Source organism: Micromonospora sp. C97, assembly GCF_018070385.1.
GTDB lineage: Bacteria > Actinomycetota > Actinomycetes > Mycobacteriales > Micromonosporaceae > Micromonospora > Micromonospora parva.
Window position 1 is genome coordinate 20722 of record NZ_JAGPXU010000032.1, and the last position, 26815, is coordinate 47536.

At 72.1% G+C, this 26815-nt stretch carries 19 protein-coding genes; 7 read left to right on the forward strand and 12 right to left on the reverse strand.

The window, feature by feature from the left end; translation table 11 throughout:
• A complete protein-coding gene (gene modB / locus KBX26_RS28285; protein ID WP_210866810.1) occupies positions 1-834 on the forward strand; it encodes a molybdate ABC transporter permease subunit in 834 nt (277 codons plus the stop codon).
• A complete protein-coding gene (locus KBX26_RS28290; protein WP_210866781.1) occupies positions 831-1898 on the forward strand; it encodes an ABC transporter ATP-binding protein in 1068 nt (355 codons plus the stop codon). Before modB ends, KBX26_RS28290 begins: the two co-directional genes overlap by 4 nt.
• Before the next feature lie 79 nt (positions 1899-1977).
• Here the strand turns inward: KBX26_RS28290 and KBX26_RS28295 are convergent, their stop codons facing one another.
• The 4 genes from KBX26_RS28295 to KBX26_RS28310 form a co-directional block, all read right to left on the reverse strand.
• Entirely contained in the window at positions 1978-2391 is a 414-nt protein-coding gene (locus KBX26_RS28295; RefSeq protein ID WP_210866782.1) for a type II toxin-antitoxin system Phd/YefM family antitoxin, read from the reverse strand.
• A 39-nt stretch (positions 2392-2430) separates the two neighbouring features.
• Entirely contained in the window at positions 2431-3003 is a 573-nt protein-coding gene (locus KBX26_RS28300) for a GNAT family N-acetyltransferase (protein ID WP_210866783.1), read from the reverse strand.
• 80 nt (positions 3004-3083) lie between these two features.
• On the reverse strand, positions 3084-3524 hold the full coding sequence (locus KBX26_RS28305) for a hypothetical protein (protein ID WP_210866784.1): 441 nt from the start codon (positions 3522-3524) through the stop codon (positions 3084-3086).
• Positions 3525-3557: 33 nt separating this feature from the next.
• Positions 3558-4784, reverse strand: a complete 1227-nt coding sequence (locus KBX26_RS28310) for a hypothetical protein (RefSeq protein WP_247681159.1) — start codon at positions 4782-4784, stop codon at positions 3558-3560.
• Positions 4785-4952: 168 nt separating this feature from the next.
• Here KBX26_RS28310 and KBX26_RS28315 point away from each other — a divergent pair, with 168 nt between their 5' ends.
• The gene (locus tag KBX26_RS28315; protein WP_030327398.1) at positions 4953-6500 is read left to right on the forward strand and encodes an NAD(P)/FAD-dependent oxidoreductase; all 1548 of its coding nucleotides are present in this window, start codon (positions 4953-4955) and stop codon (positions 6498-6500) included.
• 61 nt (positions 6501-6561) lie between these two features.
• Here the strand turns inward: KBX26_RS28315 and KBX26_RS28320 are convergent, their stop codons facing one another.
• Positions 6562-7215, reverse strand: a complete 654-nt coding sequence (locus tag KBX26_RS28320; RefSeq protein ID WP_030327396.1) for a TetR/AcrR family transcriptional regulator C-terminal domain-containing protein — start codon at positions 7213-7215, stop codon at positions 6562-6564.
• 94 nt (positions 7216-7309) lie between these two features.
• Here KBX26_RS28320 and KBX26_RS28325 point away from each other — a divergent pair, with 94 nt between their 5' ends.
• The gene (locus KBX26_RS28325) at positions 7310-8437 is read left to right on the forward strand and encodes an NAD(P)/FAD-dependent oxidoreductase (RefSeq protein ID WP_030327395.1); all 1128 of its coding nucleotides are present in this window, start codon (positions 7310-7312) and stop codon (positions 8435-8437) included.
• A 30-nt stretch (positions 8438-8467) separates the two neighbouring features.
• Here the strand turns inward: KBX26_RS28325 and KBX26_RS28330 are convergent, their stop codons facing one another.
• Together KBX26_RS28330 and KBX26_RS28335 are read right to left on the reverse strand one after the other, a co-directional pair.
• Positions 8468-9808, reverse strand: a complete 1341-nt coding sequence (locus KBX26_RS28330) for a triacylglycerol lipase (RefSeq protein ID WP_210866785.1) — start codon at positions 9806-9808, stop codon at positions 8468-8470.
• A gap of 31 nt (positions 9809-9839) precedes the next feature.
• Positions 9840-14345, reverse strand: coding sequence for a WD40 repeat domain-containing protein (locus tag KBX26_RS28335; RefSeq protein ID WP_247681168.1), 4506 nt, complete (start codon positions 14343-14345; stop codon positions 9840-9842).
• 189 nt (positions 14346-14534) lie between these two features.
• On the opposite strand from KBX26_RS28335, the gene KBX26_RS28340 reads away from it, so the two are divergent.
• Positions 14535-17999, forward strand: a complete 3465-nt coding sequence (locus KBX26_RS28340) for a ThuA domain-containing protein (protein WP_210866787.1) — start codon at positions 14535-14537, stop codon at positions 17997-17999.
• A 212-nt stretch (positions 18000-18211) separates the two neighbouring features.
• Here KBX26_RS28340 and KBX26_RS32840 read toward each other — a convergent pair whose 3' ends face one another.
• A complete protein-coding gene (locus KBX26_RS32840) occupies positions 18212-21256 on the reverse strand; it encodes a S8 family serine peptidase (RefSeq protein WP_210866788.1) in 3045 nt (1014 codons plus the stop codon).
• A gap of 338 nt (positions 21257-21594) precedes the next feature.
• Here KBX26_RS32840 and KBX26_RS28350 point away from each other — a divergent pair, with 338 nt between their 5' ends.
• Both KBX26_RS28350 and KBX26_RS28355 read left to right on the forward strand, forming a co-directional pair.
• Positions 21595-22032 (forward strand): MarR family winged helix-turn-helix transcriptional regulator, encoded by a 438-nt coding sequence (locus KBX26_RS28350; RefSeq protein ID WP_210866789.1) that lies wholly within the window; start codon positions 21595-21597, stop codon positions 22030-22032.
• A 148-nt stretch (positions 22033-22180) separates the two neighbouring features.
• Positions 22181-22543 (forward strand): hypothetical protein, encoded by a 363-nt coding sequence (locus KBX26_RS28355; RefSeq protein ID WP_210866790.1) that lies wholly within the window; start codon positions 22181-22183, stop codon positions 22541-22543.
• On the opposite strand, the gene KBX26_RS28360 is transcribed toward KBX26_RS28355, so the two are convergent.
• Genes KBX26_RS28360 through KBX26_RS28375 form a run of 4 tightly spaced genes read right to left on the reverse strand, consistent with a single transcriptional unit; the run spans position 22540 to position 26813 of the window.
• Entirely contained in the window at positions 22540-23721 is a 1182-nt protein-coding gene (locus KBX26_RS28360) for a hypothetical protein (protein ID WP_210866791.1), read from the reverse strand. The genes KBX26_RS28355 and KBX26_RS28360 overlap by 4 nt on opposite strands.
• A complete protein-coding gene (locus tag KBX26_RS28365) occupies positions 23714-24517 on the reverse strand; it encodes a sugar phosphate isomerase/epimerase (protein ID WP_030327382.1) in 804 nt (267 codons plus the stop codon). The genes KBX26_RS28360 and KBX26_RS28365 overlap by 8 nt, the downstream gene beginning before the upstream one ends.
• On the reverse strand, positions 24514-25665 hold the full coding sequence (locus KBX26_RS28370; RefSeq protein WP_210866792.1) for a dihydrodipicolinate synthase family protein: 1152 nt from the start codon (positions 25663-25665) through the stop codon (positions 24514-24516). Before KBX26_RS28370 ends, KBX26_RS28365 begins: the two co-directional genes overlap by 4 nt.
• On the reverse strand, positions 25662-26813 hold the full coding sequence (locus tag KBX26_RS28375; RefSeq protein ID WP_210866793.1) for a Gfo/Idh/MocA family protein: 1152 nt from the start codon (positions 26811-26813) through the stop codon (positions 25662-25664). Before KBX26_RS28375 ends, KBX26_RS28370 begins: the two co-directional genes overlap by 4 nt.
• Positions 26814-26815 lie beyond the last annotated feature (2 nt).

Consider the following 26815-nt stretch of genomic DNA (forward strand, 5'->3'; position numbering starts at 1 on the left):
ATCGCAGGCGAGCGTGACGAGGCGGCACGCGAGCGCCGGGCCACACCGCGACGGCGGGGGCGGGTGCCGGCGGCGCTGCTGATCCCCGCCGGGCTGGGGCTGCTCTTCCTCGTCCTGCCGCTGGTCGGGCTGGTGATCCGGGCGCCGTGGACCACCCTGCCGCAGCGGCTCACCGAGCCGGGCGCGTTGACCGCGCTGCGGCTGTCGGTGCAGACCGCGACGCTGGCCACCGCGCTCTGCCTGCTGCTCGGGGTGCCGCTCGCCTGGGTGCTGGCCCGGGTCGAGTTCCCCGGCCGCCGACTGGTGCGGGCGCTGGTCACCGTGCCGCTGGTGCTGCCGCCGGTGGTCGGTGGGGTGGCGCTGCTGCTGGTCTTCGGCCGGCGCGGGCTGCTCGGCGGGTGGCTCGACACCACGTTCGGCATCACCCTGCCGTTCACCACCACTGGTGTCGTGCTGGCCGAGGCGTTCGTGGCCATGCCATTCCTCGTGATCGCCGTGGAGGGTGCGCTGCGCGCCGCCGACCACCGCTACGAGGAGGCCGCCGCAACGTTGGGGGCCAGCCGGTGGACCGCGTTCACCCACGTCACGCTGCCGTTGGTGGCGCCCGGGCTGGCCGCCGGGGCGGTGCTCTGCTGGGCGCGGGCGCTCGGCGAGTTCGGGGCCACCATCACCTTCGCCGGCAACTATCCCGGCCGCACCCAGACCATGCCGCTCGCCGTCTACCTGGCGTTGGAGACCGACCTGGAGTCCGCGATCGTGCTCAGCCTGGTGCTGCTCGTCGTGTCGGTGGGCATCCTGGTCGCGTTGCGCGACCGCTGGATGAGCACCGCATGAGCGATGCCCTGCTGGACGCCCGGGTCGTCGTCGACCGGGGCGCCTTCCGACTCGACGTGCCGCTGCGGGTCGCACCCGGCGAGGTGGTCGCGTTGCTCGGCCCGAACGGGGCCGGCAAGACGACCGCGCTGCGTGCGCTGGCCGGGCTGCATCCGCTCACCGCCGGTCACATCACCCTCGACGGCGTCGACCTGGACCGCCCGGCCACCGGGGGCTGGGTGCCCACCGAGCGCCGGCCGATCGGCGTGGTCTTCCAGGACTACCTGCTCTTTCCGCACCTGAGCGCGGTGGACAACGTGGCCTTCGGGCCGCGCCGGCACGGTGTCGAGCGGCGGGCCGCCCGCGCCACGGCCCGGGAGTGGCTGACCCGGGTGGGGCTCGACGCGCAGGCGCGGCACCGGCCCCGGCAGCTCTCCGGCGGCCAGGCGCAGCGGGTGGCGCTGGCCCGCGCGCTCGCCGTGGCACCGTCGCTGCTGTTGCTGGACGAGCCGCTGGCCGCGCTGGACGCCCGCACCCGCCTGGACACCCGCGCGGAGCTGCACCGGCACCTGTCGGCGCACGCGGGCGCGACGGTGCTGGTCACCCACGACCCGCTGGACGCGCTGGCGCTGGCCGACCGACTGGTCATCGTCGAGGGTGGCCGGGTCGTGCAGGAGGGCGACGGGCCGAGCGTGACCGCCCGGCCGCGCACCGACTACGTCGCCCGGCTGGTCGGGCTGAACCTGTACCGGGGCCGCGCCGACGGGCACGGGGTGCGGGTTTCACCGGAGCTGACCCTCACTGTCGCCGACCGGTTGGACGGCGAAGCGTTCGTGGCGTTCCGGCCGGCCGCGGTGGCGCTGCACCCGGCCCGGCCGGAGGGCAGCGCGCGCAACACCTGGGCGGGGACGGTGGTCGGCGTGCAACGTCACGGTGACAACGTACGGGTGCAACTGGACGGGCCGATCGGGGTGGCCGCCGACGTCACCCCGGCCGCCGCCGCCCACCTGCGGCTGATCCCGGGCCAGCGGGTGTGGGCGGCGGTCAAGGCGACCGAGACGCACGCGTACCCGGCCACCGGCTGACCGGGGCGCGCGGCTCGCACCGGCGCGGACGTTGCCCACCCGTGCGGGAACGGTCAGCCGGCTGTCGCGCGGGTGGGCGTCAGCCGGCGAGCAGGTCGTGGTGTGCGGCGCGCAGCCGGGCCAGCGCCGGGTCGCTGCCGGGGACGACCCGGCGATCCAGCTCGGACCACACCTCGGCCAGCGCCGCCCGGACCGCACTCAACTCGGCGGCGTGCCGCTGGCTGCTGCGTCGGTGCTGCTCGTCGAGGCGCCGAGCCCAGCCGGCGGTGACAGTGGCGAGACGGTCGGCGTCGGCGCGGGCCTGCGCGCCGCTGCGGGCGGCTGCGGCGGGGACGATCGCGGCGACCGGGCGGGGGTCGCCGTCGCGGGTGACGACGGTTACCGCGTCGGTCAGCTCGGCCAGCGCGACGAGCTGGCTGAACCGGGTGCGCGCCTCACGCAGCGGCACGGAACGCGGCGGGTCGGGACGAGGGGTGAGCGCGGGGACGGCCATGGATGCATGGTGTCGCCCGGGTACGACAGAAATGCGTCGTCAGTGGACAGTGGCCGGCGTCCCGCTCGATCCGGCCAACCACTCGTCGGCCAGCACGGACCAGACTTCGAGGTCGATCCGGCCGTTCGGGCCGGGGGCGACCTGGCGGAGCGTGCCGTCCAGGCGCAGGCCGAGCCGACCGGCGAGGGCCTTGCTGCGGGTGTTGTCGGCGTTGGTGCGCCACTCCACCCGCTGGATGCCGCGCTCGCGCACCGCCCAGTCGACGAGCCGGCGGACCGCCGGTGCGACCATGCCCTTTCCCTCGGCTGCCGGCTCCACCCAGCAGCCGACCTCGCAGACACCTCGGGTCACGTCGAAGGACACGAGCAGGACCCCGCCGACCAGGGTGCCACGCCACCACAGCCCCCAGATGCCGCCGCTGTCGCTGGCCCAGCGGTCGGCGTAGCGCTGCAGGACCGCTCGGGCCGACGATAGGTCGGTGGCCACGAAGGTCGGCGACACCCACGGCTGGATGTGCTCCCGGGCCCGGTCGAGGTTGGCGAGGAACTCCTCGGCCCGCCACGGCTCCAGCGGGCGCAGCTCGACGTCCTCGGTCAGCGGCACTGCGAACACCGGGCCTCCACTCCGTACGCTCCGAACATCGGTGACAGGCTCGCACAGAAAGTTCCGGCGAGGCGCGGCCACCCTCGCGCTCACAGTGGCAGATGGGTGCGCAGGGCGGCGAACTGGGCCACTGTCAGGTAGGAGGGGTTGGCGGCCTGCGGCTGCCGGAACACCTCCAGGTCGGCGAGCCGGTCGTCGGCGCGCAGCACGGTGCGGGGCACCCGGGCCCCGGCGGCGAGGATGGGCAGGTCCAGTGGCACCGACCACTGCTGCCCCGCAGGGCCCGGCGTGGCCGCTCCGGTGACCCGTCCGACGCCCCACACCCCGTACGGCAGTCGGGCCCGGCTGCCGCTGGCCCAGAAGATCACCGGGTGCCCGGCGCGCATCAGCCGCGCCCGATAACCGGGGCGGACGCACCAACTCGTCACCAGTGGCTCGGCGGCGAACCGGGCGGTGAGGTCGACCAGGTCGGCGTTGCCCTTGATCAGCCAGGCGCCCAGGTCGTCGAGGCGCACCAGTGACTCGGTCATCCGCTCATCCTGCCCGGCCGGCGGTCCGCCCAATCAGATGATCATGTGGGTCCAGTAGCTGAGCCACAGCACGAACAGCACGCCCTGCACCACGGCGAGCGTCGCGGTCAGCCACACGTCGACGCTGGCGTGCCGGGCCCAGCGGGCCAGCACCAGCGCCACCGGGAAGACCGCGAGCAGGTAGCGCAGCAGGCTCTTGTACACCGGCGGCCCCATCGACAGCGGCACCAGCACCATCAGGACGCCGTACACCAGGTAGGCCAGTTCCCGGCGGCGGAACCCGGCGACCAGCACGCCCAGGACGGCCACGGCGAACCACACCCGGGCGGCGTCGCGTGGCTCCCCGGTCAACCCGTTCAGCAGCACCGGCACCGGGTTCTGCACCTCGATCCCCCACCCGGTCTGTTGCGCGTGCTGGTAGGCGAACCAGTCCCCACCCCGCCACCGGCAGTACGCCATGAAGGTGAACCACCCGGCGGGCAGCAGCAACAACGGCCACCCGATCCGCAGGTAGCCGAGCAGGGCGCGCGGGCCCAGCCGCCAGTCGTGCTGGCGCAGCAGCACCAGAGCCAGCGGCAGCACCACGAGCAGGCCGACGGAGCGGCTCATCGCCAGGAAGTAGCCGACCACCCCGACCAGCAGCCACCGCCTCCGCTCGGCGTAGTAGAAGGCGGCCAACGCGAGGCAGACGAAGAGCGACTCGGTCAATGCGGCCTGGAACAGGAACGCCGTCGGCAGCAGCACCAGGTACCGGGTGAACCGGCGGGCCGCGCGCGCGTCGCCGAGCAGCAGCTCGGCCAGCCGGTAGCCGTACCAGAGCGCCAGCAGGAACGCGACGTTGCTGATCAGCAGCAGGGCCAGGGCGTTGTCGCCGCCCAGCAGCGCGCCGATCGGCCGGGCCAGGAACGGGTACAGCAGGGGGAAGCCGAAGTCTCGCCACGGCTCGGTCAGGGGCAGGGTGCTCAGCCGCAGGTAGAGCAGCGAGTCCCAGGCGAACCAGAACGACAGCCACCGGTGCCCGGAAATCTCCCGCTGTTGCGCCCACATCAGCGCCTCGTCCGGCGGCGGGGCCCCGGGGACACCGTCCCAGGCGTGCAGGACCAGGAGCCCGAGCACTGTGAGCAGCAGCTTCGCGCCCAGGAACAGGGCAATGACGTACGGCCAGGGCGCCGGCACCCGACGGGCCAGGCGCGCCGCGCCGCGGCCGGCCACGACCGCCCGGGCGGCCAGCGCCGTCGTGCCAGTGCGCCACCGGTCCATCCGCCCCGCTCCCCCGCTCCCCGGCCGCGTGGGGAGTCGCTCTCCTCGTGGTACGCCGCCGCGCGCCCCGCCGAAGCGAGGACTAGCCGCCATCAAGTGTGACATTCTGCGCAGAACGGGTAGACGCCGCGCCTCAACCATGGCGGTGAGCAGGGGGAGCGCGTCAGCATGAGCGAGCACATCGGCACGGTGGTCATCGGCGCGGGGCCGGCCGGGCTCACCGCGGCGTACGAGCTGCTCCGGCACGGCCGATCGGTCCAGGTGTTCGAGGCCGACGAGGTGGTCGGCGGGATCAGCCGGACCGTCGAGCGCGACGGGTGGCGGTTCGACATCGGCGGGCACCGGTTCTTCACGAAGGTGCCCCGGGTCGAGGCGTTCTGGCACGAGATCCTGCCGGACGAGGACTTCCTGACCCGGCCCCGGATGAGCCGCATCTTCTACCGGGGAGCCCTGTTCAACTACCCGTTGAGCGCCATGAACGCCCTGCGCAACCTGGGCCTGCCGGAGGCCGCCCGCTGCCTCGGCTCGTACGCGCGCGCCCGGCTGCGACCACCACGCGACCAGTCGCACTTCGAGGGCTGGGTGTCGGCCCGGTTCGGCTGGCGGCTGTACTCGATCTTCTTCAAGACGTACACGGAGAAGGTGTGGGGTATGCCGGCGCACCGGTTGCAGGCCGACTGGGCGGCGCAACGGATCAAGAACCTGTCGCTGGCCACGGCGATCCGCAACGCGCTGCTGCCCCGGCGTCGGCGCACCGACGTGACGAGCCTGATCGAGCAGTTCCAGTACCCGAAGTACGGGCCGGGGATGATGTGGGAACGCTGCGCCGAGCGGGTCCGCGAGCGGGGCGGGCAGTTGTCCACCGGCAGCTGGGTCACCGCCGTGCACCGCGACCCGGCCCGCCGACGGGCGATCAGCGTGACCGTCAACGGCACGGGCGGTCAGCGCACCGAGGCGGCCGACCACGTGATCTCGTCCATGCCGATCTCGGAGCTGGTGGCCGCGCTGCACCCGCCGGCCCCGCCGGAGGTCCGGGCCTGCGCGGCCGACCTGCGCTACCGCGACTTCCTGACGGTCGCCCTGGTCGTGCCGGCGGAGTTCTCGTTTCCGGACAACTGGATCTACGTGCACGACCCGGAGGTGCGGGTGGGCCGGATCCAGAACTTCGGCTCCTGGTCGCCGTACCTGGTGAAGGACGGCCGCACCTGCCTGGGCCTGGAGTACTTCGTGTTCGAGGACGACGAGATGTGGCGTACCCCGGATGCCGATCTGGTGGCCCTGGCCACCGCGGAGCTGGAGCGGTTGGGGTTGGTCCGACCCGGTGTGGTGGAGGCCGGCTACGTCGTGCGGATGCCCAAGGCCTACCCGGTGTACGACGAGCGCTACCAGCACAACGTGGAGGTGATCCGGGCCTGGCTGGCCGAGGCGGTGCCGAACGTGCATCCGGTGGGCCGCAACGGCATGCACCGCTACAACAACCAGGACCACTCGATGCTGACCGCGATGCTCACCGTCGAGAACATCGCCACCGGGAGTACGCACGACATCTGGTCGGTCAACGTGGAGCAGGACTATCACGAGGAATCCGCTGGCGGCGACAACCGGCGGGGCACGGGGCGGGACGCGCCGGTGGTGCCCAGTCGGGTCATCGCGGCCTCGATCAGCGCGCCGGGCGGGTCGGACGAGCGGTCCTCCGCCCCGGCTCCCCCCGCGTGAAGCCGCGCAGGCCTCACGAAACGAGCCGATGCTCAGTCGGCAGTGCCATCGCGGCGGTGGGTCACCTGCGGGGTTCGCCGGTGATGCCGTCCAGGACGGTGGTCAGGTTGTGATGGAAGGTCTCCTCGGCATTGAGGTGCGCGCCGTCGATGACGAGCCGGGCCACTGTGGGGTACCTGCCGGTCGTCAACATGCGGGTGAGGTAGGGGCCGAGGCGGGCCTGAAAGGCGGCGAGGTCGGTGCCGGTGGACCGGGTGGTGCGGCGCTCGGTGACCTCTCTGCGGACCGCTCCCACCAGGAAGGCGTTGAGGGCGCCCACGGCTCGCTGGAGGTCGTCGATGTCACGCACGGCAGGGGCCTTGCTGAGCGCCGCAGCGGTCGCCTCGCCCACGGCGAGCGCGTGCGGCCCCAGGTGCGGCCGCCCGCCGAGCAGGTCGGCGAACCACTCGTGCGCGAGGGCGGCGTCACGGGTCGCGTGGGCGATGGCCAGCAGCGTGGCGCGCCACTGCGCGTGCTGGGCCACCTCGGCGATCCGGGCATAGACGACGTCGACCATGAGGTCGAGGAGTTCGGATTTGTTGGTCACATAGTCGTAGAGCCGCATCGGGCCCACACCGAGCTCTTTGGCGATCTTGCGCAACGACAGCCCGTCGAGGCCGCCCGCGTCGGCGAGCCGGATCGCCGCAGCGGCGATCGTGTCCCGGCTCAACGGCACCGGCGCCGCCCTCGGTTGAGGTTCGGGCCGCTCCCACACTGACAACGGCTCACTACCGTACGGCGTATCCACAAATACAGTGTACGGTAGCGCCATGAGAACGCGAATCGCGATCGCCGGTGGTGGCCTCGGCGGGTTGACGCTGGCCCGGATCCTGCACCGGCACGGCATCGACGCGGTGGTGTACGACCGCGAGGCGAGCCGGTCCGCGCGCCCCCAGGGCGGCGCCCTCGACCTGCATCCGGAGTCCGGGCAGCTGGCACTGGCCGAGGCGGGTCTCGCCGACCGGTTCCAGTCGGAGGCGCGGCCCGAGGGCGAGGAACATCGCATCCTCGACCCGACCGGGCGCACCCTGGTGCACCACGTGCCGCAACCCGGCTCATTCTCCGGGCGACCCGAAATCGACCGCAGCGCCCTGCGTGATCTCCTGCTCGACTCCCTGCCCAGCGGCACGGTTCGTTGGGGGCACCGGCTCGTCGCGGCGACCGCATGCCCCGACGGGGGCTGGGATCTGACGTTCCACGACGGCCACCGGGCCAGCTGCGACATCCTCATCGGCGCGGACGGCGCGCGCTCGGTCGTCCGCCCGCTGCTGACCGACGTCGCGCTGTCCTATGTGGCGACCCTGGTGGAGCTCAGCGTCGAGGACGCCGACCGGCGCCGTCCCGACCTCGCCGAGTTGGTCGGCCCCGGGAACCTGTGGTGCGTCGGCGCGAACCAGATCCTGGCCGCCCAACGTCTCGGCGACGGCAGCCTCCGGGTCGGGATCTCGCTGCGCGCGCCGGAGCAGCCCCTCGACACCTACCGCAGCAAGCGTGCCCTGCTGGACCTGTTCGCTGGCTGGGCCCCCCGCCTCACCGCACTCATCGCGGCCGCCGACAGCCCGCCGACGCCACGCCTGATCGAGGCGATGCCCCTCGGTACGCGCTGGGCCAACCGGCCGGGCGTCACCCTCATCGGCGACGCCGCGCACCTCATGCCACCGGTCGGCGAGGGCGCGAACCAGGCCATGCTCGACGCGGCGGAACTCGCCGGCCGACTCGCCGCCGATCCGGCCGACCCGAACGCGGCGATCCGTGGCTACGAAGAGTCGATGTTCACCAGGATCCACCCGATCGCCGAGATGTCCGCGCGGGTCCAGGCCATGATGCTGTCCCCTACCGCGGCGGACGACATCGTCCGCTTCTTCACCCGGCCGGCGGAACCGGCACGCGCGGACTGACACCAGCCCGTCGCACCGGAGAGCGGCGGTTCACCCCGCCGGTGCCACGAAGACGAGGTCGGAGATGGCCACCGGAGGAACCTCGGCCACCGCCTCGACGACCACCCGCCAGGTCCCCACCGGCGGCAGCAGGTAGCCGTCGTAGCGGCAGTGCCCGTCGGGACGCAGCATGGTCACGGCTACCGGTTCGCCGCGGTCCGGGCACTCGAGTCGGGCGTGCAGGAGCAGGTCCGGCCGATCGGCGGTCACCACCACCGGCAGCGGCGTGTCCGCCACCGCCACCTCGGGCACGTCCAGGCCGAGTTCCACCGGCGGCGCCAGGATCTCCCCCAGGTCGACCGGATCGATCTTGTCGAGGATCACGTCGAGCACCCGACGCGACGCGGTCAGCGGGCCGTGTCGTTCGGCGAAGCAGGTCGCCTCCTCGGTGGTGGCCCACTCCGGTGGCACGGCACTGAACAGCGGCACCGTCCCGTCGCCCAGATAGTCCCGACCCTGGTAGGCCTTCCCGTACGACAGGCCGTCCCGGTCGACGGTCACGCTCTGCCAGGTGGGCTGGCGTTTGCCGGCGACCGCGTGAACCGTGTACTCGGGGCGGCCGTTCACCCGCACCGCCGCGGCGATCTCGTCATGGAAGGCCAGTCCGGACGCCACCGCGTCCGGCGGCAGCCCCGGCAGGGCCACGTCCCGCACGTTCGCCGGTCCACCGCCGACGTCCACGCAACGGTACGTCGGCAGCAGCTCGTACAGTGACGGGAAGGTCCGCGTGACGTCGGTCAGCAGCGTGTCCCAGCCGAGCGAACGCAGTGGCCGGAAGGCATCGCCGGTCAACGCCCGCACCGCGTTCACCGAGCCGCGGTAGGGCGTGCCCAGTGTGACCAGTCGGCGGGTCAGCTCCCGGCCACCCAGCACCTCGATGAGGTACCGGGCGACGAGCCCGCCCATCGAGTGACAGACGAAGACGACTTTGGCGCTCGGGCCGCCAGCGCCGCGCCGCCACTCGTCCAACCAGGACCGTACGTGCTCGTTCAGAAGCCTCGCGGTGTGCCGGTTCGACCGACGCCAGTCGTAGCTGAACACCCGCAGAGCCGGGCCGAAGGTATCGGTGAGCTGTCGCAGCAGGCGGTCGTACCCGGGGCCGCCATAGAACCCGGGCCACAGGTGGAGGCCGCGAACCGGACCCGCCGGCCGCAGCCCGTCCGTCCCCGGCGCACCCTCGGCAAGGCGCAGCAGTTCGACGGTACGGGCGAACGCCGCAGCGCCTCGGGCGACCGTGGGCCAGGACAGATTCCAGACGTCGCCCCGCCCGGGCAGCGTCAACACGCTCCCCGTCACCCCGGGCACCATGACGACCAGGTCACGGGTGGGCATGCGGCTCCTCCGCTCGGATGGTTCGGATGGTTCAGTTCCCTCGGGGCCAGGGCATCCAGGTGCGGCGTCGCCGACCCTCTGACTCTTCCGGCGGGGTCGGCGTCGCCGCCATGGAGGAGGGCTCCGGTTCCGGGGCGAAGACCGGCCCATCCGCCGGGACGCGCTGCCGGCGGCCGCCCGTCGCCCCGCTCTGCTCGGGCGGTACCGGAAGTCGCCGCAGCTCCACCATGTGAACCCCGTCGTCGCCGCCGCTGGCCAGGAGCGTCCGACCGTCACGTTCAATGATCGTCAGTGCGCGTACGGCCGCCGTCTGGCTGGTCAGTTGGGCCAGACGCTGGCCGGTCCGGCAGTCCCAGAGCAGCACCGTGCGGTCGTCGCCGCCCGAAGCCAGCACCGTGCGCCCGTCGATCTCACCGATGGCGAGCGCGTTCACCGCCTCCCCGTGCCCCCGCAGGGTGTGGATCTTTTCGCCCCGCTCGACGTCCCAGAGCACGACGTTGTTGTCCTGCCCGCCGGTGGCGAGCACTGATCGGCCGGAAAGGTTACCGGCCGCGAGCGCCCGCACGTAGCCCTTGTGCCCGGCCAGCAGCTGCACCTCTTCGCCACCGAGATCCCGCAGCTCGACGGTGTCGGAGAAGCCGACCGTCGCCACGACCCTCCGGTCCCCGTGGACGGCGACGGCGAGGGCGTTGACCCGACCGCCCGCCGTCTGCACCGTCCACCTCTCGTGCGTCGCCGGAGACCACAGCACAAGCTGCCCCAGGTCGCCCGTGTAGGCGACCAGAACGCCCTCCCCCAGGTCGCAGAACGCCACCGCCATGACGGACAGCACGGCATTCCCACGGGTGGCGTCCAACAGGTCGCCGGTGGCGGCGTCGCACAGTCGCACGGACTGGCCGGCGGCGACGGCGACGACCGGCCGGCCACCCAGCTCGGTGACCGCCAGGGCGTTCACCGCGCCGACCCCGACGATGGGCTGGCGGACCCGTCCGGTCATCGCATCCCAGACCAGCACCCGCCCGTCACGGCCGCCGGTCACCAGCACGTGCTCGGACCCGATCCGGGTGAACACCGCGCTGGTGGTGAACCTGCCGTCGTCCCGGGTGGCGCCGCCGGTCGACGTCACTGTCTCCCAGAGCCGCAAGGTGCGGTCGGCACCGCCGGTGGCCAGCACCGCCGGCCCTCGACCCGTGTTGAACCCCAGGGCGAGGATCGACTCCCGGTCGCCGGGCGGATCGTCGCGCGGCTCCTGCTCATCGCCGGGACCCTCCGGCCCTTCGAGCGCCAGCATCCGGCGGCCTTCGCCGGCCCAGTCGGATTCGGCGTGGTACACCGACGGCGGATGCCGCAGCGTGCGCAGCGCGGAGCCACTCACCGGGTCCCACAGGCGGACACCGCCGTCGTCTCCGGCGGTGGCCAGCACCGTCCGGCCGTCGATCTCACCGAAGGCGAGCGCGTTGACCGCTCCGGTGTGACCGGTGCAGCTGACGTGGGACTCGCCGGTCCCCGCGTCCCACAGCGTCACCGTGCCGAACGCACCGCCGGTGGCCAGCAGGAGCCGACCGCCGATGGTGGCCGCCGCCAACGCGTAGATCCAACCGGTGGTCCCCAACGTCCGCAGCAGGACCCACCCCTCGGGGTCCCAGAGGCGTACCCGGCCGTCGTCGCCGCCGGTGACGATGAGGAAGCGGCCGTCCCGGCCCTGGGCCGTCACGATCGCCCGCACCGTCGTGAGATGGTCCGGCAGGGTGGCATGCAGGTTCAGGGCCGGCAGCCCCCAGATCCGCACGCTGCCCGCCTCGTCGCCGCCGACGAGCAACGCCCGCCCGTCCGGCAGGGTGACCGCCGCCAGCGCGTGCACCCAACCGCCGGCGTGGCTCACCGACGCCTCCTGCGCGCCGGTGGTGAGGTCCCACAGCCGCACCGTGCCGTCGGCGCCACCGGTGGCGACGAAGTTCCGCCCGTCGACGGCGACGATCTCGACGGCGAGCACCGGAGCGCGGTGCCCCCGCAGCGTCGCCCGGTGGTTGCCTGTCGTGTCCCAGACGCGGACGGTGCCGTCCCCACTGGCCGTGGCGATGACCACGTCGCGCGACACCTCACGGATCGCCACCGCGGTCACCGCGCTGGTGTGCCCGGCCAGGCGTCGGTGGAAGGCGCTGCGCTCGCCCCGGCCCCACAGGCCCCGCCAGGGGACTTCGTCGACCGGGTGCAACAGCGGCAGGGCTTCCGGCTCGTGCGCGAGGGCCACCGACTGCAACGCGGCGGCGCGCTGCGCGGTGGACATGTCCGGGAAATCGGCGGCGGTGCGCCAGTAGAGCCGGACCAACGGCCGATCGCGGTGGTCGACACCGGCCAGGACCCGCCACAGCCGGGTCGGCTCGGCGTAGAGCAGGAAGGCGCTGTCGTCGACGAGTTCCGGCAGGCTGTCACCGGCAGCGGCGTGCGTCGCCAGGTGCCGCAGGACGTACGGATTGGCGTCCGGCCACCGACGGACGCCATCGATCGTCGTCAGGCCGACCAGGGCCCTGGTGATGAGCGCCTGCACCCGCCGGGTCTGGGTGCCCCGTCGGAGGTAGTCGTTGTACGACTGGTGGTACAGCCGGTAGACGGCCTGGCCGTCCTCGCTCGACTCCACCAGGTGCGCGCCGGCGTTGGCCATCAACCAGTGCAGGTCGGCCTCGGTGTACCGACCGCCGTCGGTGACGGCGTTGGCGAGGGTGAGCCACACGTCCCGGCGCGGCAGCCCGGCGCCCTCCGCCCACGCCAGCGGGGTGAGCAGGTCACGGACTCTGCGCTCGTGGTCGCCGAAGCGGGCGAGGTCCTCGGCGAAGGCATCGACCACGCTGCCGCTGAGCAGGCTGCGCATCTGCGGCGATCCCAGGTCCGCTACCTGCGGCATCCGGGCGAGTCGTCGGGTGAGGAGGCGGGCGAAGAGGAACACGCCGTTGCTGTGGGCGGCGATCTCCTCCGCCGCGCGCCGGGCCTCGCCGTCGCGTCCCACGTAGGGAGAGCCTGCGGTGTGGGTCAGCCGCCGGAACGAGTAGCTGGCGATGTCCGCGTCCTGGTCGGCGTCGCGGTCCAGCCAGATCACCTGGTCGTCGCTCACCCCCAGGGCACGCAGCAACGGCCGGTGCCCCTGCTCGGCGCTCACCGGGTCGCCCGAGCGGTCCGGCCGGGTAGCCACGAGGACCTTGATGCCGGGCAGCTCGGCAAGCGGTCGCAGCAGTTCCGAGGCGATCAGGCGGATGTCGCGGTGCTGTGCCTCGTCCAGCGCGTCCAGCAGGATCGTCGCCCGGTGACGGCGAACCTCGCTGACCCGGTGCACGAACTCGCTCGCGGTCTGCCAACCACGGCTGGGCGCGGTGATGTTCAGGGCCTCGGACAGTTCGTTGACACAGTCCAGGATGGCCTTGTTCTTGGCGTGCACTCCCGCGTGGATCGACCCGGCTGTCGGGATGGTGTCCACCGGGACCCCGCTGAGGCCACCGTGGATCTCCACCTCCTGCCGGTAGTCCGGGACCGACAGGATCGCCAGCCGACCGAGCACTGCCGATTTGCCGCACCCCGGGGACCCGGTGACGGCGAGCATGCCCGGCCGGTCGTCGTTGAGCCAGGCCACGATCCGTCGCAGTACGGTGTGCCGACCGGTGAAATACCACCCCTGGTCGTCTCCGGCATCGATGCCCCGGAACTTGAGCATGAAGTGCTCGACGACGTCCGCCGGCAGCAACGCGTTTCGCTGGCGCTGCTCGTCGACGTTGACGTCTGGCAGCCAGCCGCGGTGCCGTGGGTTACGGAAGAACCGGCCCACCATGCCCGCCATGTCATGGTCGGGGGTCTGCAGGATCCGGCCGGCATCAATGCTCGCGAGCTTCACCCGCAGCGCCTGAGCCAGCTCGTTCGGGGTGATGTGCCGGTCCCGGTCGGTCCACGGCAGGTACGACGGATCCGGTGGCGGGCCGTCCCTGAGCACCTCGGCGAGCGCCCGGGAGAAGACGAGTTCCTTCGCCACCTCGAACCGGCTCGCGGAACTGATCACCGCGATGTTGGGCCGGCCGCCACCGGCCGCGACGCGACGCTCCGCCTGCCGGCGGAACCCGTCGACGATCTCGTCCGCAGCACCACCGGCGCCGCACGCGTCGACCAGGACGACGATCTCGGCGACGTCCTTCGTGGCGAGCAGCTCACCGAGCCGCCGCGCCGACATCGCGGTCTCCTGCGCCGGCTCCGGGCCGGTGGTGTCCCGGCAGCACAGAAAAAACTCGCCGCCGTGCACGGCCTTGCCGTGACCGGCCCAGTAGACCACCAGCCGGCGCGGGTCCGGGGACCACTCGCGGATGGCTTCCTTCACGCTGGCGGCGAGCCCGTCGCGGGGAAGGTCGCTGGCCGCGCGAATGAAACCGGTGCGAGCCAGGACGGCCGCCGCCGCTTCCACCTCCGGACGAATCCGACGCAGCGGCGGAAGCGCGTCGTACCTGTCCATGATGACCGTCACCAGCTCACCCCAGGGCCGTTCCGGCCCGTCGCCGCGCATGTCGGTCAACCGGTACTCCTCATCGCCGCATCTCGCAGGAAGCAGCGTAGTGCAAAGGTCACCAGCCGCAACGGCGCGGGAAACCGCTTACCAGAGCGCTATTGACGGTTGTCACTGGCTGTCAGTACCGTGATGCGGGCAGCGAGAAAGCGCTTTCCGACCCCTCACCGTCCAACAGGGAGCGCCCCCATGCCCCGACACCTCCGCGCGTTCTGCCTGATCCTGCTCGCCGTCGCCGCCGTGGTGAGCACCACCACCGCCCTGCCCGCCGAGGCCGCCCCGCGCTTCCGGGTGCTGGTCTTCTCCAAGATCACCAACTTCTACCACGACTCGATCCCGGCCGGCATCGCCGCGATCCAGCAGCTGGGCGCCGCCCACAACTTCGAGGTCGTCGCCACCACCGACGCGGCGGCGTTCACCGACGCCAACCTCGCCACCTTCGACGCTCTCGTGTTCAACAACACCAACTCGCTGCCCACCTCGGGCGACCTGCTCAACGCCAGCCAGCGGGCGGCGTTGCAGACGTTCATCCGCAACGGCGGCGGCTGGGCCGGCCTGCATGCCGCCTCGGCCAGCGAACGCGACTGGCAGTGGTACGAGGGCCTGGTCGGCACGATCTTCGACTACCACCCCGACTTCTCCGCCACCGGTGGCACGTTCCCCGGCCGGGTCAAGGTGCTCGACCGGGCGCACCCCTCCACCCGCAACCTGCCGGAGCTCTGGGAGCAGAGCGAGGAGTGGTACAACTGGCGGACCAACCCGACCGGCAAAGTGCACACCCTCGCGCAGATCAAGGTGCGCGACGGGATCAACGGCCTGGACGAGGGCGTCGACCACGCGTACTCCTGGTGTCAGCGCTACGACGGCGGCCGGTCCTGGTTCACCGCCGGCGGGCACGCCAGCTCCCAGTTCAGCAGCGCCACCTTCCTGGAGCACCTGCGCTACGGCATCGAGTGGGCGGCCGGCGCGGTCGCCGGTGACTGCTCGGCCACCAAGACCGGCAACTTCGAACGGGTGGGCCTGGTCACCGAGAACCTGGCCGACCCGTTCGAGTTGGCCGTCGGCCCGGACCGCAAGGTCTACTACATCCAGCGCACCGGAGCGCTGAAGGTGGTCAACCAGGACACGCTTCAGGTCACCACGCTGCTGGACTTCGCGTACACCTCGGCGATGACCGACCAGTCCGACGGGCTGCTCGGCATGACCCTGGACCGCAACTTCGCCAGCAACGGCTGGATCTACCTGCTCTGGTCGGACAAGACCCTCAAACAGCTCAACCTGTCCCGGTTCACCGTCGCCAACAACAGCGTCGCGCTCTCATCGGAGAAACGCCTGCTGGCCGTCCCCACCTACCGGGGCGAGGGCCGGGCCAACTCGCACATGGGCGGGTCGCTGGCAATGGACGGCGCCGGCCGGCTCTACGCGGCGATCGGTGACAACACCGACCCGTTCGCCTCCAGCGGCTACACCCCGATCGACGAACGCGCCGGCCGCGCCGCCTGGGACGCCCAGGGCACCGCCGGCAACACCAACGACCTGCGCGGCAAGATCCTGCGGATAACCCCACAATCCGACGGTACGTACACAGTGCCCAGCGGCAACCTCTTCCCGGCCGGCACCGCGAGGACCCGGCCGGAGATCTACGCGATGGGCATGCGCAACCCGTTCCGGATCACCATCGAGCCGCAGACCAATGCGGTGCTGGTGGCCGACTACGGCCCGGACGCCCGCGCCGCCGACCCCAACCGTGGCCCGGAGGGGACTGTCGAGTTCAACCGGATCACCAGCGCCGGCAACTTCGGTTGGCCGTACTGCGTGGGCAACAACATCCCGTTCAACGACTACAACTTCGCCACCAACACCTCCGGGGCGAAGTTCAACTGCGCCGCGCCGGTGAACAACTCGCCCAACAACACCGGTCTGACCACCCTGCCGGCGGCCCGGTCCGCGCTGGTCTGGTACGCGTACTCCGCCTCGACCCAGTTCCCCGAGCTGGGCACCGGCGGTGGCGGGCCGATGAGCGGCCCGGTCTACGACTACGACCCGGCCAACCCCCGCACCACGAAGTTCCCGGAGTACTTCGAGGGCAAGTGGATCACCTATGAGCTGACCCGCAGGTGGTTCAAGACGCTGTCGATCCACAAGACGGCGCAGACGTTCAGCAACGCCCGCTTCGCGCCGACCGCCGTGGGTGACCTCCAGTCGATCAACGGGATCTTTGACACCATGAGCTGGATCCAGCCCTTCGAGGCGGAGTTCGGCCCGGACGGTTCGCTCTACGTCATCGACTTCGGCGAGGGCACCGGCAGCGGACGCGGCGGCAGCAACGCCGGAGCCGGCATCTACCGGATCGACTACGTCGCCAACGGGCGGCCACCGACCGCGAAGATCGCCGCCACCCCGGACAGCGGGCGCGCGCCACTGTCGGTCAGCTTCTCCTCGGCCGGCACGACGGCGGGTGACGGAACGGCGCTCAGCTACGCCTGGGACTTCACCAACGACGGCAGCACCGACTCGACGGCCGCCAACCCGAGCTTCACCTACAGCAACGCCGGCACGTACACGGCCCGGTTGACCGTCCGCAACAGCGGCAACGGGTTGACCGCCACCGCCGTCACCGAGGTGGTCGTCGGCAACACCCGACCGACGGTCACCATCACCGTCCCCGACGGCGGCTTCTTCGACTTCGGCGACAAGATCCCGTACACGGTGACGGTCACCGACCCGGAGGACGCCACCATCGACTGCGCCAAGGTGACGGTGCAGACGCAGCTCGGCCACGACCAGCACGCCCACCCGCTGGACGTCTACACCGGCTGCTCGGGGCTGCTCGCCACCGAGGCCGACGCCGGTGACGGCCACGGGCCGGGGCAGAACCTCTACACCCTGATCACCGCGCAGTACACCGACGGCGGCGCGGCCGGTGGCGTACCGGCGCTGACCGGCTCGACCCGGGTCCAGTTGCAGCCGAAGAGCAAGGAGGCGGAGCACTTCAGCGCCCAGTCCGGCGTCACCGTCAACGACCGGGCCACCGCCCGCGCCGGGAAGCGGCTCGGCGAGGTCGACCACAACGACTGGGTGGCGTTCGGGCCGGCGGACCTGCGCAACATCGGGTCGGTGACGCTCGGGGTGACCAACGGCGGGCTCGGCGGCACCATCGAACTGCGCACCGGCTCACCCACCGGCACGCTGATCGGCAGTGCCACCATCGGCTCGACCGGTGGATGGGACAACCTGGTCTCCCCCACCGTCACGCTGACCAACAAGCCCACCGGCACCACCACCCTGTACGCCAGGTTCGTCAACGCCGCCCAGACCGGTGGCACCCCGGACCTGCTCGCCCTGGACTGGCTACGGTTCAACGGCGCCGGGGTCAAGCAGGAGCCGGGCGGGACGCTGTCACTGGCGGCGAACCCGGCCAGCGGCACCGGAACGCTGAACACCACGCTGACGGCCACCGCGACGGCACCGTCCGGGCAGAGCATCACCGACTACGCGTGGGACTTCGGTGACAACAGCGCCGTCACGCACGGGGCGACGCTGCGCTCGATCGCCCACACCTACCCCCGCAGGGGCACCTTCACCGCTCGGGTGACCACCACCTACAGCAGTGGGGAAACGCGCTCGATCAACCTGACCATCACGGTCAGCTGACCGTCACGCGGTGGTGGGCGGGGTCGATCTCCGCCCACCACCGGTGGCAGCTCGCCGGCAACACCGAGTTGCCCGCACTCGCCGAGCAGCGCGGGCGCACCGACCGGGCGGTCGCACGACGGTGTTGCTCACCGAACGGTGCGCGCCCAGACTGATCCGGACGCGGACTGTGGGGCGGTGCGCGACGGCACCGCCCCACAGCTCACAACGGTCTACTCCCAGGAACTCTGCTGGGTGTAGACGAGGTTGCCGGGGACGACGGTGCCGTTGGTGCTCCACTCGGTGTACGCCCAGAAGTCGCCGTCGGCCAGCGGCTTTGTCGGCTTCAGCTTGAACGAGTACGTCAGGCCGCGCTCCACACTGGCGGGAGCCTCCAACGTGGCACCCGCGTACGTGGTGTTGCGCCCGATGATGGCGTGCCCGAGCTGGAAGTCAACGACGGGACCGCCGGGGTACTGCGCGAACACGTACGCCGTGTAGCGCCCCGGCTCGGGCAGGAACTTGTAGGCCTGCTCGGTGCTGGTCCAGTACCTGTCACTGCTGTAGATCAGCTTGTCGCCCTTGTACAGGTACAGGTCGAGGTTGGTGTTCGGGTCATCGGTGGTGGTCTCGACCACGATGCCGGCGGTGTTCGCCGGCACTGTGAAGTCGACCTTCTTCACACCGGTCGCCTTCGGGTCGAACACGCCGCCGTAGACGCCGGCCGGCATCGAGTACGACGTCCGCCGCATCGGCGTGTAACCGGTGCTACGGCCGACGAACGGTCCGGTGAAGCCGGGCTGGACCGAGCCGAACGCACCGTTGGTCATCCGGCCGAACTCCTCGCCGTCGTCGGCGTACGGCCGGGGGGTGATGCCCCACGGGCGGGCGGCGACCGGGATCCGGGCGCTGTGTGCCTTGCCCTGCCAGGTGATCGAGCCGGTCACGTACCGGTCCCAGGGTGCGCCGCCCCGACGAACGGTGATGGTCACCGTGGCGGACTGACCAGGCGCCAGCGTCACCGACGCCGGCGACACGGTGACCTTCATGCCGGGCAGGCCGGACACCGACGAACGGTAGGTCTCCTTCGTCTTGCCCACGTTGGTCAGGGTGCGGGTGACGGTCACCGGGCGGGTGCCGTCGTACTCACGCAACGAGATGGCCGGCAGGTTGAGTTCCTTGCCGTCCGGCTGGGCCGTCTCGCTGAACGTGACCAGTTCCTTCGCCGTCGGCTGGATGACCAGGCCCGGGTCGGTGGCCTTGGCCAGGTTGATGAACCCGCTGCCCTGCTCCAGCGGGTCGGTGGTGCCGACGGTGTCGGTGGCGGTGGTCCGCAGCGCGGAGGCGACCGCGCCCGGCGACCAGTCCGGGTGGGTGGCGCGCAGGATCGCCGCCGCGCCGGCCACGTACGGCGAGGCCATCGAGGTGCCGGAGTACGCGTCGTAGTTCCGGCCGAAGTTGCCCGCCGGAGAGACCGCCGCGATGATGTCAGACCCCGGTGCGACCAGGTCCGGCTTGAAGACGCCGAGGGTCACCTTGTCCGGGCCGGTGGAGGAGAAGTCCGCCACGCTGGGCAGGCCGGGGACGCTGGAGCCGTCACCGCCGCTGCGCACTGAGGCCTTCGCGTCGGTGGGGTGGCGCATCAGGTAGTTGAAGAGGGTGCCGGCCTGCTTCTCGGTGGGCAGGTAGACCACCGGGAAGTTGAAGATGGAGTTGATCCGGTAGTTGCCGACCGGGTCGAACACCACCATCGCCGCCCCGCCCTTGGCCTTGATCTCGGCGGCGGAGCCGAACATGTCGGACAGCGCGCAGGCGACGACCTTGCCCTTGATCTTGGCGCTGTCGAGGCTGCCGGGCTCGCAGTAGACCGCGCCCAGGTCGGGCGAGCCGGCCTGGTCACCGAAGACCATCGGCAGCGAGTCGCCACCGGGCAGGGCGTCCAGCGAGCCGCCGACGAGCTTCGTGCCGTCGCCCAGCTTGACCGTCGCCTCGTCGAGCTTGGTCACCGCCGCGCCGACAGTGGTCACCCACGGTGCCGCGTTGCTGATCGCCCCGCTCACGATGCCGGTGTTGCCGGCGGACGCGGCCACGAAGACCCCGGCGAGCGTGGCGTTGAGGAACGCGATGCCGATCGGGGTGTTCGCCTCCCAGTCGCCGAGTTGGGAGCCGATCGAGAAGTTGATGACCTGCACGCCGTCCGCGACGGCCGCGTCGATGCCGGCGATGATGTCGGCGTCGTAGCCCATGCCACCCCAGAGCACCTTGTAGACGGCGATCTGGGCGTCCGGGGCCACGCCGGAGACGGGGCCGAAGCGGCGACCGTCGATGGTGACGTTCGGCAGCGACAGGCCGGCCGCGGTGGAGGCCGTGTGCGTGCCGTGCCCGGCCACGTCGCGGGGCGACAGGATCTCACCCTCGGGCACCGTGCCGCCATAGGCGAGCCACGAGTCGGCGAAGTACCGCGCGCCGACGATCTTGCCGTTGCAGTGCTCGGCCACGAAGGCGACACCGGTCTGGCAGGTGCCGCGCCAGTTCGCGGGGGCGGGCATCTTCTTGGCGAACGACGCGCTCTCCGGCCAGATGCCGGTGTCCAGGACACCGATCACCATGCCCGCGCCGGTACCGGGGCCGGGCTTGCCGGGGGTGTCCGGCCTGCCGGCGGTGTCCGCTCCCGCCGACTGGTCCCGCTGTTCAGGGGTGGCGGTGGCCGTGGTGGTCGCGATCGGAGCGGTGGGCGGGGGCGTCGGGGTGCCCAGCGCCCGTGAGGCGGTGACGGCGCGGACGCGCTTGTCCGCCCGCAGCGCGGTCACCTGCTCGGTGGTCAGCTTCGCGGAGAACCCGTTGAAGGCGGTGGTGTACGCGGCGGTGACCTGGACCTTCGCGGCGGCGGCGACGGCGCTGCGCTGCGCGTCGAGGTGGCTGCGGTAGGCCCGCGCCGGCGCGGACGTCACGTCCAGCCGGTCACCCGCCTCCGGGCGGGTTCGCGCCAGCCCGGACGAACCACCGGCGTACGAGGTCAGGGGCTCCTCGGCCAGTTCGACGATGTACCTGCCCGGGCGGCTCTCGTCCGCCGTGGCCTGCTGCTCGGCCGCGTTCCTGCCGCCCGGTCGGCGGTCGGCGCCGTCGGTCAGGATGACCTTCTTGTCGGACCCGGGGGTGAAGTACCCGCCCGCGCCGCCGCCCTTGGTTCCTGCCGGGGCCGCCGACGCCGGTCCCGCGATGCCGGCGGTGCCGGCGATCAGGGCGAAGACCAGCGTCGGTATCGCTAGTCTTCGCACCCTGTCTCTGCTCGTGCCTGTAGCCACGAGGCTCCTTTCGGTTGCTCCCTTGTGGAGCTGTTCATCGAACGCGACCCGCTCATGGGAGCGCTCCCCCACCTAAGCCGCCGATGGTTAATCGATGGTTTGCGCGGTGTTACGGATCGCCGGTGCGTATAAGATCACGTTCTGCCGGCCGCGCCTAGATCACTTTTTCCGGACCCCGCGGGCACAGGGCGTACGCCCCGGTCAGAGTCGGCCCGACGGAGGGGTGACCGTCCAGCAGGTCTCCCAAGAGGCTCCGACGCGGCTCTCCACAATGGTTGAACGGCCGAACCATCTGGTTGTATTGTCGAACCATGCAGGCTGGTGAGCTCGACGCGGCGCAGGAAGCACTGATGCGTTTCGTCCGCAATTTCGGCCTCCATCAGCCGGACCGGACACCCTGCGGGCAGCCCTTGCCGGTGTCGGAGGCGCACGCCATGGTGGAGATTGCTCGGGAGGGGCAGATCCGGCAGGTGGAGTTGGCTCGCCGGCTGCGTCTGGAGAAGAGCACCGTCAGCCGCCTGGTCAGCAACCTGGTCAACCGGGGCTGGGTGCACCGAGAGACGGCCGAGGGTGACGGTCGTGGCGTTCTGCTTCTGCTGACTCCCGCAGGCGCCACGGCCGCCACCCGACAGGCCGATGCCCGTCGGACCCGGCTCACCGCCCTGCTCGATCACGTGCCCGACGACCAGCGCGCGGCAGTGGTGCGTGCGCTCCAGACCCTCGCGGAGGCCACCGGTGAACCGTTCTGACCGCCCTCGCCCCCATCGGGCTCTCCTCCTGGCGGCCATCGCCGCCGCCACGCTGACCGGCGGTTGCGCCGACGACTCCGCGCCGTCGATACCGACAACGACCACCTCCGATCGGCAGTCTGACGTCGCCGATCGAGGGGATTCCGTCATGCCGTTCGACCTGGAACGCACCACGCACCGCTTCACGAAGAGCGACACCGGCGGCGTGCAGACCGTGGTCGCCGACGATCCCCAGGACACCACCCAGGTCACCCTGGTCCAACACCACCTGAGCTCCGAGGTCGAGCGGTTCCGGCGCGGTGACTTCAGCGACCCCGCCCGCATCCACGGCGCCGAGATGCCGGGCCTGGCAACGCTTCGGGCACACGGCGGGCGGATCACCATCACGTACGAGGCGGTTCCCGGCGGCGCGCGCGTCACCTACGCCACAGACGACGCGGCGCTTCGCGATGCCCTGCACCACTGGTTCGATGCCCAGGTCAGCGACCACGGCTCGCACGCCACCCGCTAAGCGCCACCAACCGAGTGGCCTCCGCCACCTCGGCGGCGCCAGAGCACCGTGCAGGCCGCGGCGAGGACCAGCCCGAGCAACGGGGCGGCACCCACGCCGGCGAGCGTGCAGGCCACCGCGAGCAGCGCCGGCGGCACCCAGCACCAGGCGGGCACGGTACGCGGGACCCGACCGCGCCGACGGGCCGCCGCCTCCACGGCCATCGGCACCACCAGCACCGGCAGCGCGGCGGCCAGCACCGTCAACCACTGCAGCACCAGACGGTCGAACCGCGCCACCGCCAGCACACCGCCGAGCACCGCGACGAGCAGCATCGCCGCCCGCACCGGCAGCCGGGGAGCCAGGCCACGCAACGCCAACGAACCGGAGTACGTGGTGGTCAGAGCCGCCGCGAAGACCGCCACCGCGACGAACAGGTTCGCGTACCCGGCCAGACCCGAGCCGGCGGCGAGCAACGCCACCACGTCGGCCGAGCCGGTGCGCAGCCACAGGCCGGCACCGGCGAGCACGCCGAGCAACGCCGGCCCGACCAACAACCCCACGCACCAGGCCAGGTCCCGCCGCCGGGCAAGACCCACGCTGAAGTCCGGCGCGCGCAGCGCGAACACCGCCGCGTACCCGATCAGCGCCGCGGCGTCGACGAGCCCACCGGCGGCCAGCCGGACCGGCGCACCCGGTGGTGGCAGCACCGTCAGGCACCAGCCGACCAGCACTACAGCGCTGAGCGTGGTGAGCACCGCGACCCGGTTGCCGAGCCGGGCCGGCGCCCACGAGACGGCGAGGACCGCCACCTCCAGCAACGCCGGCCCGGCCCAGGCCGGCAGGTGGGTCAGCGCCGCCAGCGACGCCCCGCCGAGGCCGACGTTGAACCCGTTCCACCCGATCATCGACGCCGTCAGCACCGCCGCCAGCAGCAGCCGCGAGGTGTCCCCCAGGTACGCGGGCAGCACCGCCGTCAACGGCGCACCGTCGCCGAGCGGCCGTCGCAGACCGATCCGGCCCTGCCCCCAGAGCAGGGCCGCCATCAGCGCCCCGCCGATCAGCAGCCCGGCCACCGGCACCGCGCCGCCGTGCCGGGCGGCCATCGCCGCGCCGAGCACCAGCGTGGCGGGTGCGGTGCCAATGCCCAGCCAGGCGCCGACCGCCGCCGGCCACCGCCGTTCGGGCAGGTCAGACAACGTGGCGCAGGTACCCGGCGATCGCCGCGTCGAGCACCTGGGCGCCCGGACGCGCCCACACCTCGGCGGAGAAGACCTCCACCTCGATCGGGCCGACGTAACCGGCCGCGTCGACCGCCTCGCGCAGCCGGCGCAGCTCGATGCACCCGTCGCCGGGCAACGCCCGGCCGAGCAGCACCCCCTCCGGCAGCGGGGTCACCCAGTCACAGACCTGGAACGCGGCGATCCGGTCGGCGGCCCGCGCGACCTGCGCGTACACCGTGTCATCCCACCAGACGTGGTACGCGTCCACGACCACGCCGACCACCGCCGGGTCGAATCGCTCGGCGATGTCCAACGCCTGACCCAGGGTGCTGATGACGCACCGGTCGGCGGCGAACATCGGGTGCAGCGGCTCGATGGCCAGCCGCACCCCGGCGGCCTCGGCGTGCGGGGCCAACTCGCCGATCGCGTCGGCGACCCGACGCCGGGCGCCGTCGATGTCCCGGTTGCCGGCGGGCAACCCACCGGACACCAGCACCAGCTCCGGGGCCCCGAGGACGGCCGCCTCCTCGATGGCCCGCAGGTTCTCCGCGCGCCAGTCGTCAGCCGTGAAGAACCCACCCCGGCACAACGACGTGACGGCGAGACCCGCGTCGCGGACCAGTTTCGCCGAACGGGCCAACCCGTACTCGGCCACCGGCTCTCGCCACAGGCCGATACCCGGCACGCCGGCCGCCACGCACCCGGCCACCACCTCCGGCAACGGCCAACGCTGCGCGGTGGCCTGGTTGAACGAGAAGCGGGTCAGGCTCATTGGGCCACCCCCGCCACGGTGAACAGGGCCCGGGCGCGGGCGGCGGCCAGCTCGGCGTCGGGCAGCAGCCCGGCGGCGTCGGCCAGGGTGAGCAGTATGGCCAGGTGCGCCGGCGACCGCCCGGACTGCGCGCCACCGACCATGGTGAAGTGGTCCTGGTGCCCGGCCAACCACGCCAGGAACACGATCCCCGTCTTGTAGTGCCAGGTCGGCGCCGCGAACAGGTGCCGGGCCAGCGGCACGGTGGGCGCGAAGATCTCGTCGTACGCCGTCAGGTCCCCCCGGTCCAGGGCGGCCAGCGCGGCGGCGGCGGACGGTGCGATGGCCGCGAACACCCCGAGCAGCGCGTCGGAGTGACCCACCTCGTCGCCCCGGATCAGCTCCGGGTAGTGGAAGTCGTCACCGGTGTAGAGGCGTACCCCGGCCGGCAGGCGACGGCGCAACGCGATCTCCCGGTCGGCGTCCAGCAGCGACACCTTGATTCCGTCCACTGTGGACTGGTGGGTCTTGATCAGCTCGACGACCGTGTCGGCCGCCAGGTCCAGGTCGACAGCACCCCAGTAACCGGTCAACGCCGGGTCGAACATCGGGCCCAGCCAGTGCAGCACCACCGGCTCGTCGGCGGCGCTCAGCAGCTCGTCGTACACCAGTAGGTAGTCCTCCGGGCCGCGCGCGGCGGCGGCCAGGTGCCGGCTGCACATCAGCACCGGCCGGGCGCCGGCCGCCCGCACGTCGTCGAGCTGCTCGGCGTACGCGGCGGTGACCGCCGCCAGGGTGGCCGGACCGGCCGGCAACTGGTCGGTGCCGACCCCGGCGACGATCCGCCCACCCACCGCGCGGGCCTCGGCGGCGCTGCGCCGGATCAGCTCCCGGGTCGCCGGATAGTCCAACCCCATCCCCCGCTGGGCGGTGTCCATCGCCTCGGCGACCCCCAGCCCGTACGACCACAGGTGCCGCCGGAAGGCGAGGGTGGTGTCCCAGTCCACCGCCGCCGGGGCGCCCGGCACGTTCTCCGCGCCCGGATCGGCGACCACGTGCGCGGCGGCGTACGCGATCCGGCTGGTCGCCGACGCGTCCGGTCGGGCGAAGCCGCTTCCCCCGGCGAACCGGTGCCGTCGCCCACCCGGCAACACCACGGCCGCGGTCATGAGCGCAGCTCCGGCACCTCGACGCGGATGCCCTCGCGGGCCGCGCGCAGCCCCAGCTCGGCGAGCTGCACCCCACGCGCGCCGGCCAGGAAGTCCCACCGGAACGGCTCGCCGGCCACGACGTGCCGCAGGTACGCCTCCCACTGCACCTTGAAGCCGTTGTCGAACTCCTCGTTGTCCGGCACCTCGGCCCACTGGGCGCGGAAGTTCTCGGTTGCCGGCAGGTCCGGGTTCCAGACCGGCTTCGGGGTGACCGCCCGGTGCTGCACCCGGCAGGACCGCAGGCCGGCGATCGCGCTGCCCTCGACGCCGTCGACCTGGAACTCCACCAGCTCGTCGCGGTACACCCGCACGGTCCACGATGAGTTGATCTGCGCGATCACCCCGCCGTCGAGCTCGAAGATGGCGTACGCGGCGTCGTCGGCGGTGGCCGGATACGCGTGGCCGGCCTCGTCCACCCGCTCGGGCACGTGCGTGGCGATCACGCAGGACACCGCGTTGACAGTGCCGAACAGCTCCTCCAGCACGTAGTGCCAGTGCGGGAACATGTCCACCACGATGCCGCCGCCGTCCTCGGCCCGGTAGTTCCACGACGGCCGCTGCGCGGGCTGCCAGTCGCCCTCGAAGACCCAGTACCCGAACTCGCCGCGTACCGACAGGATCTGACCGAAGAAGCCGCCGTCGACGAGACGCTTGAGCTTGCGCAGACCGGGCAGGAAGAGCTTGTCCTGCACCACACCGGTCCGTACGCCGGCCGCGTCCGCCGCCCGGGCCAGGTCGAGCGCGGCCGCGGTGTCCTCGGCCAGGGGCTTCTCCGTGTAGATGTGCTTGCCGGCCTCGATGGCCTGCCGGATCGCCTTCTCCCGCTGCTGGGTGACCTGCGCGTCGAAGTAGATCTCGATGTCGTCGCGGGCCAGCGCCGAGGTCAGGTCGGTGCTCCAGTCGGTCAGTCCGTGCCGCTCGGCGAGCTCCCGGAGCTTCGTCTCGTTGCGCCCGACCAGTACCGGTTCCGGCCAGATGGTGGTGCCGTCGGCCAGCGCCACACCACCGGATTCGCGGATGGCCAGCAGCGACCGGACGAGGTGCTGCCGGTAGCCCATCCGTCCGGTCACGCCGTTGACGATGATGCCGATCGACCTGCGGGTCATGG

Bases quoted from the DNA above. Each gene is read 5' to 3' on its own strand.
- KBX26_RS28290 (WP_210866781.1), top strand. From the start codon at position 831: ATGAGCGATGCCCTGCTGGACGCCCGGGTCGTCGTCGACCGGGGCGCC.
- KBX26_RS28295 (WP_210866782.1), bottom strand. From the start codon at position 2,391: ATGGCCGTCCCCGCGCTCACCCCTCGTCCCGACCCGCCGCGTTCCGTG.
- KBX26_RS28305 (WP_210866784.1), bottom strand. From the start codon at position 3,524: ATGACCGAGTCACTGGTGCGCCTCGACGACCTGGGCGCCTGGCTGATC.
- KBX26_RS28310 (WP_247681159.1), bottom strand. From the start codon at position 4,784: ATGGACCGGTGGCGCACTGGCACGACGGCGCTGGCCGCCCGGGCGGTC.
- KBX26_RS28315 (WP_030327398.1), top strand. From the start codon at position 4,953: ATGAGCGAGCACATCGGCACGGTGGTCATCGGCGCGGGGCCGGCCGGG.
- KBX26_RS28325 (WP_030327395.1), top strand. From the start codon at position 7,310: ATGAGAACGCGAATCGCGATCGCCGGTGGTGGCCTCGGCGGGTTGACG.
- KBX26_RS28330 (WP_210866785.1), bottom strand. From the start codon at position 9,808: ATGCCCACCCGTGACCTGGTCGTCATGGTGCCCGGGGTGACGGGGAGC.
- KBX26_RS28335 (WP_247681168.1), bottom strand. From the start codon at position 14,345: ATGCGCGGCGACGGGCCGGAACGGCCCTGGGGTGAGCTGGTGACGGTC.
- KBX26_RS28340 (WP_210866787.1), top strand. From the start codon at position 14,535: ATGCCCCGACACCTCCGCGCGTTCTGCCTGATCCTGCTCGCCGTCGCC.
- KBX26_RS28350 (WP_210866789.1), top strand. From the start codon at position 21,595: ATGCAGGCTGGTGAGCTCGACGCGGCGCAGGAAGCACTGATGCGTTTC.
- KBX26_RS28355 (WP_210866790.1), top strand. From the start codon at position 22,181: ATGCCGTTCGACCTGGAACGCACCACGCACCGCTTCACGAAGAGCGAC.
- KBX26_RS28365 (WP_030327382.1), bottom strand. From the start codon at position 24,517: ATGAGCCTGACCCGCTTCTCGTTCAACCAGGCCACCGCGCAGCGTTGG.
- KBX26_RS28370 (WP_210866792.1), bottom strand. From the start codon at position 25,665: ATGACCGCGGCCGTGGTGTTGCCGGGTGGGCGACGGCACCGGTTCGCC.
- KBX26_RS28375 (WP_210866793.1), bottom strand. From the start codon at position 26,813: ATGACCCGCAGGTCGATCGGCATCATCGTCAACGGCGTGACCGGACGG.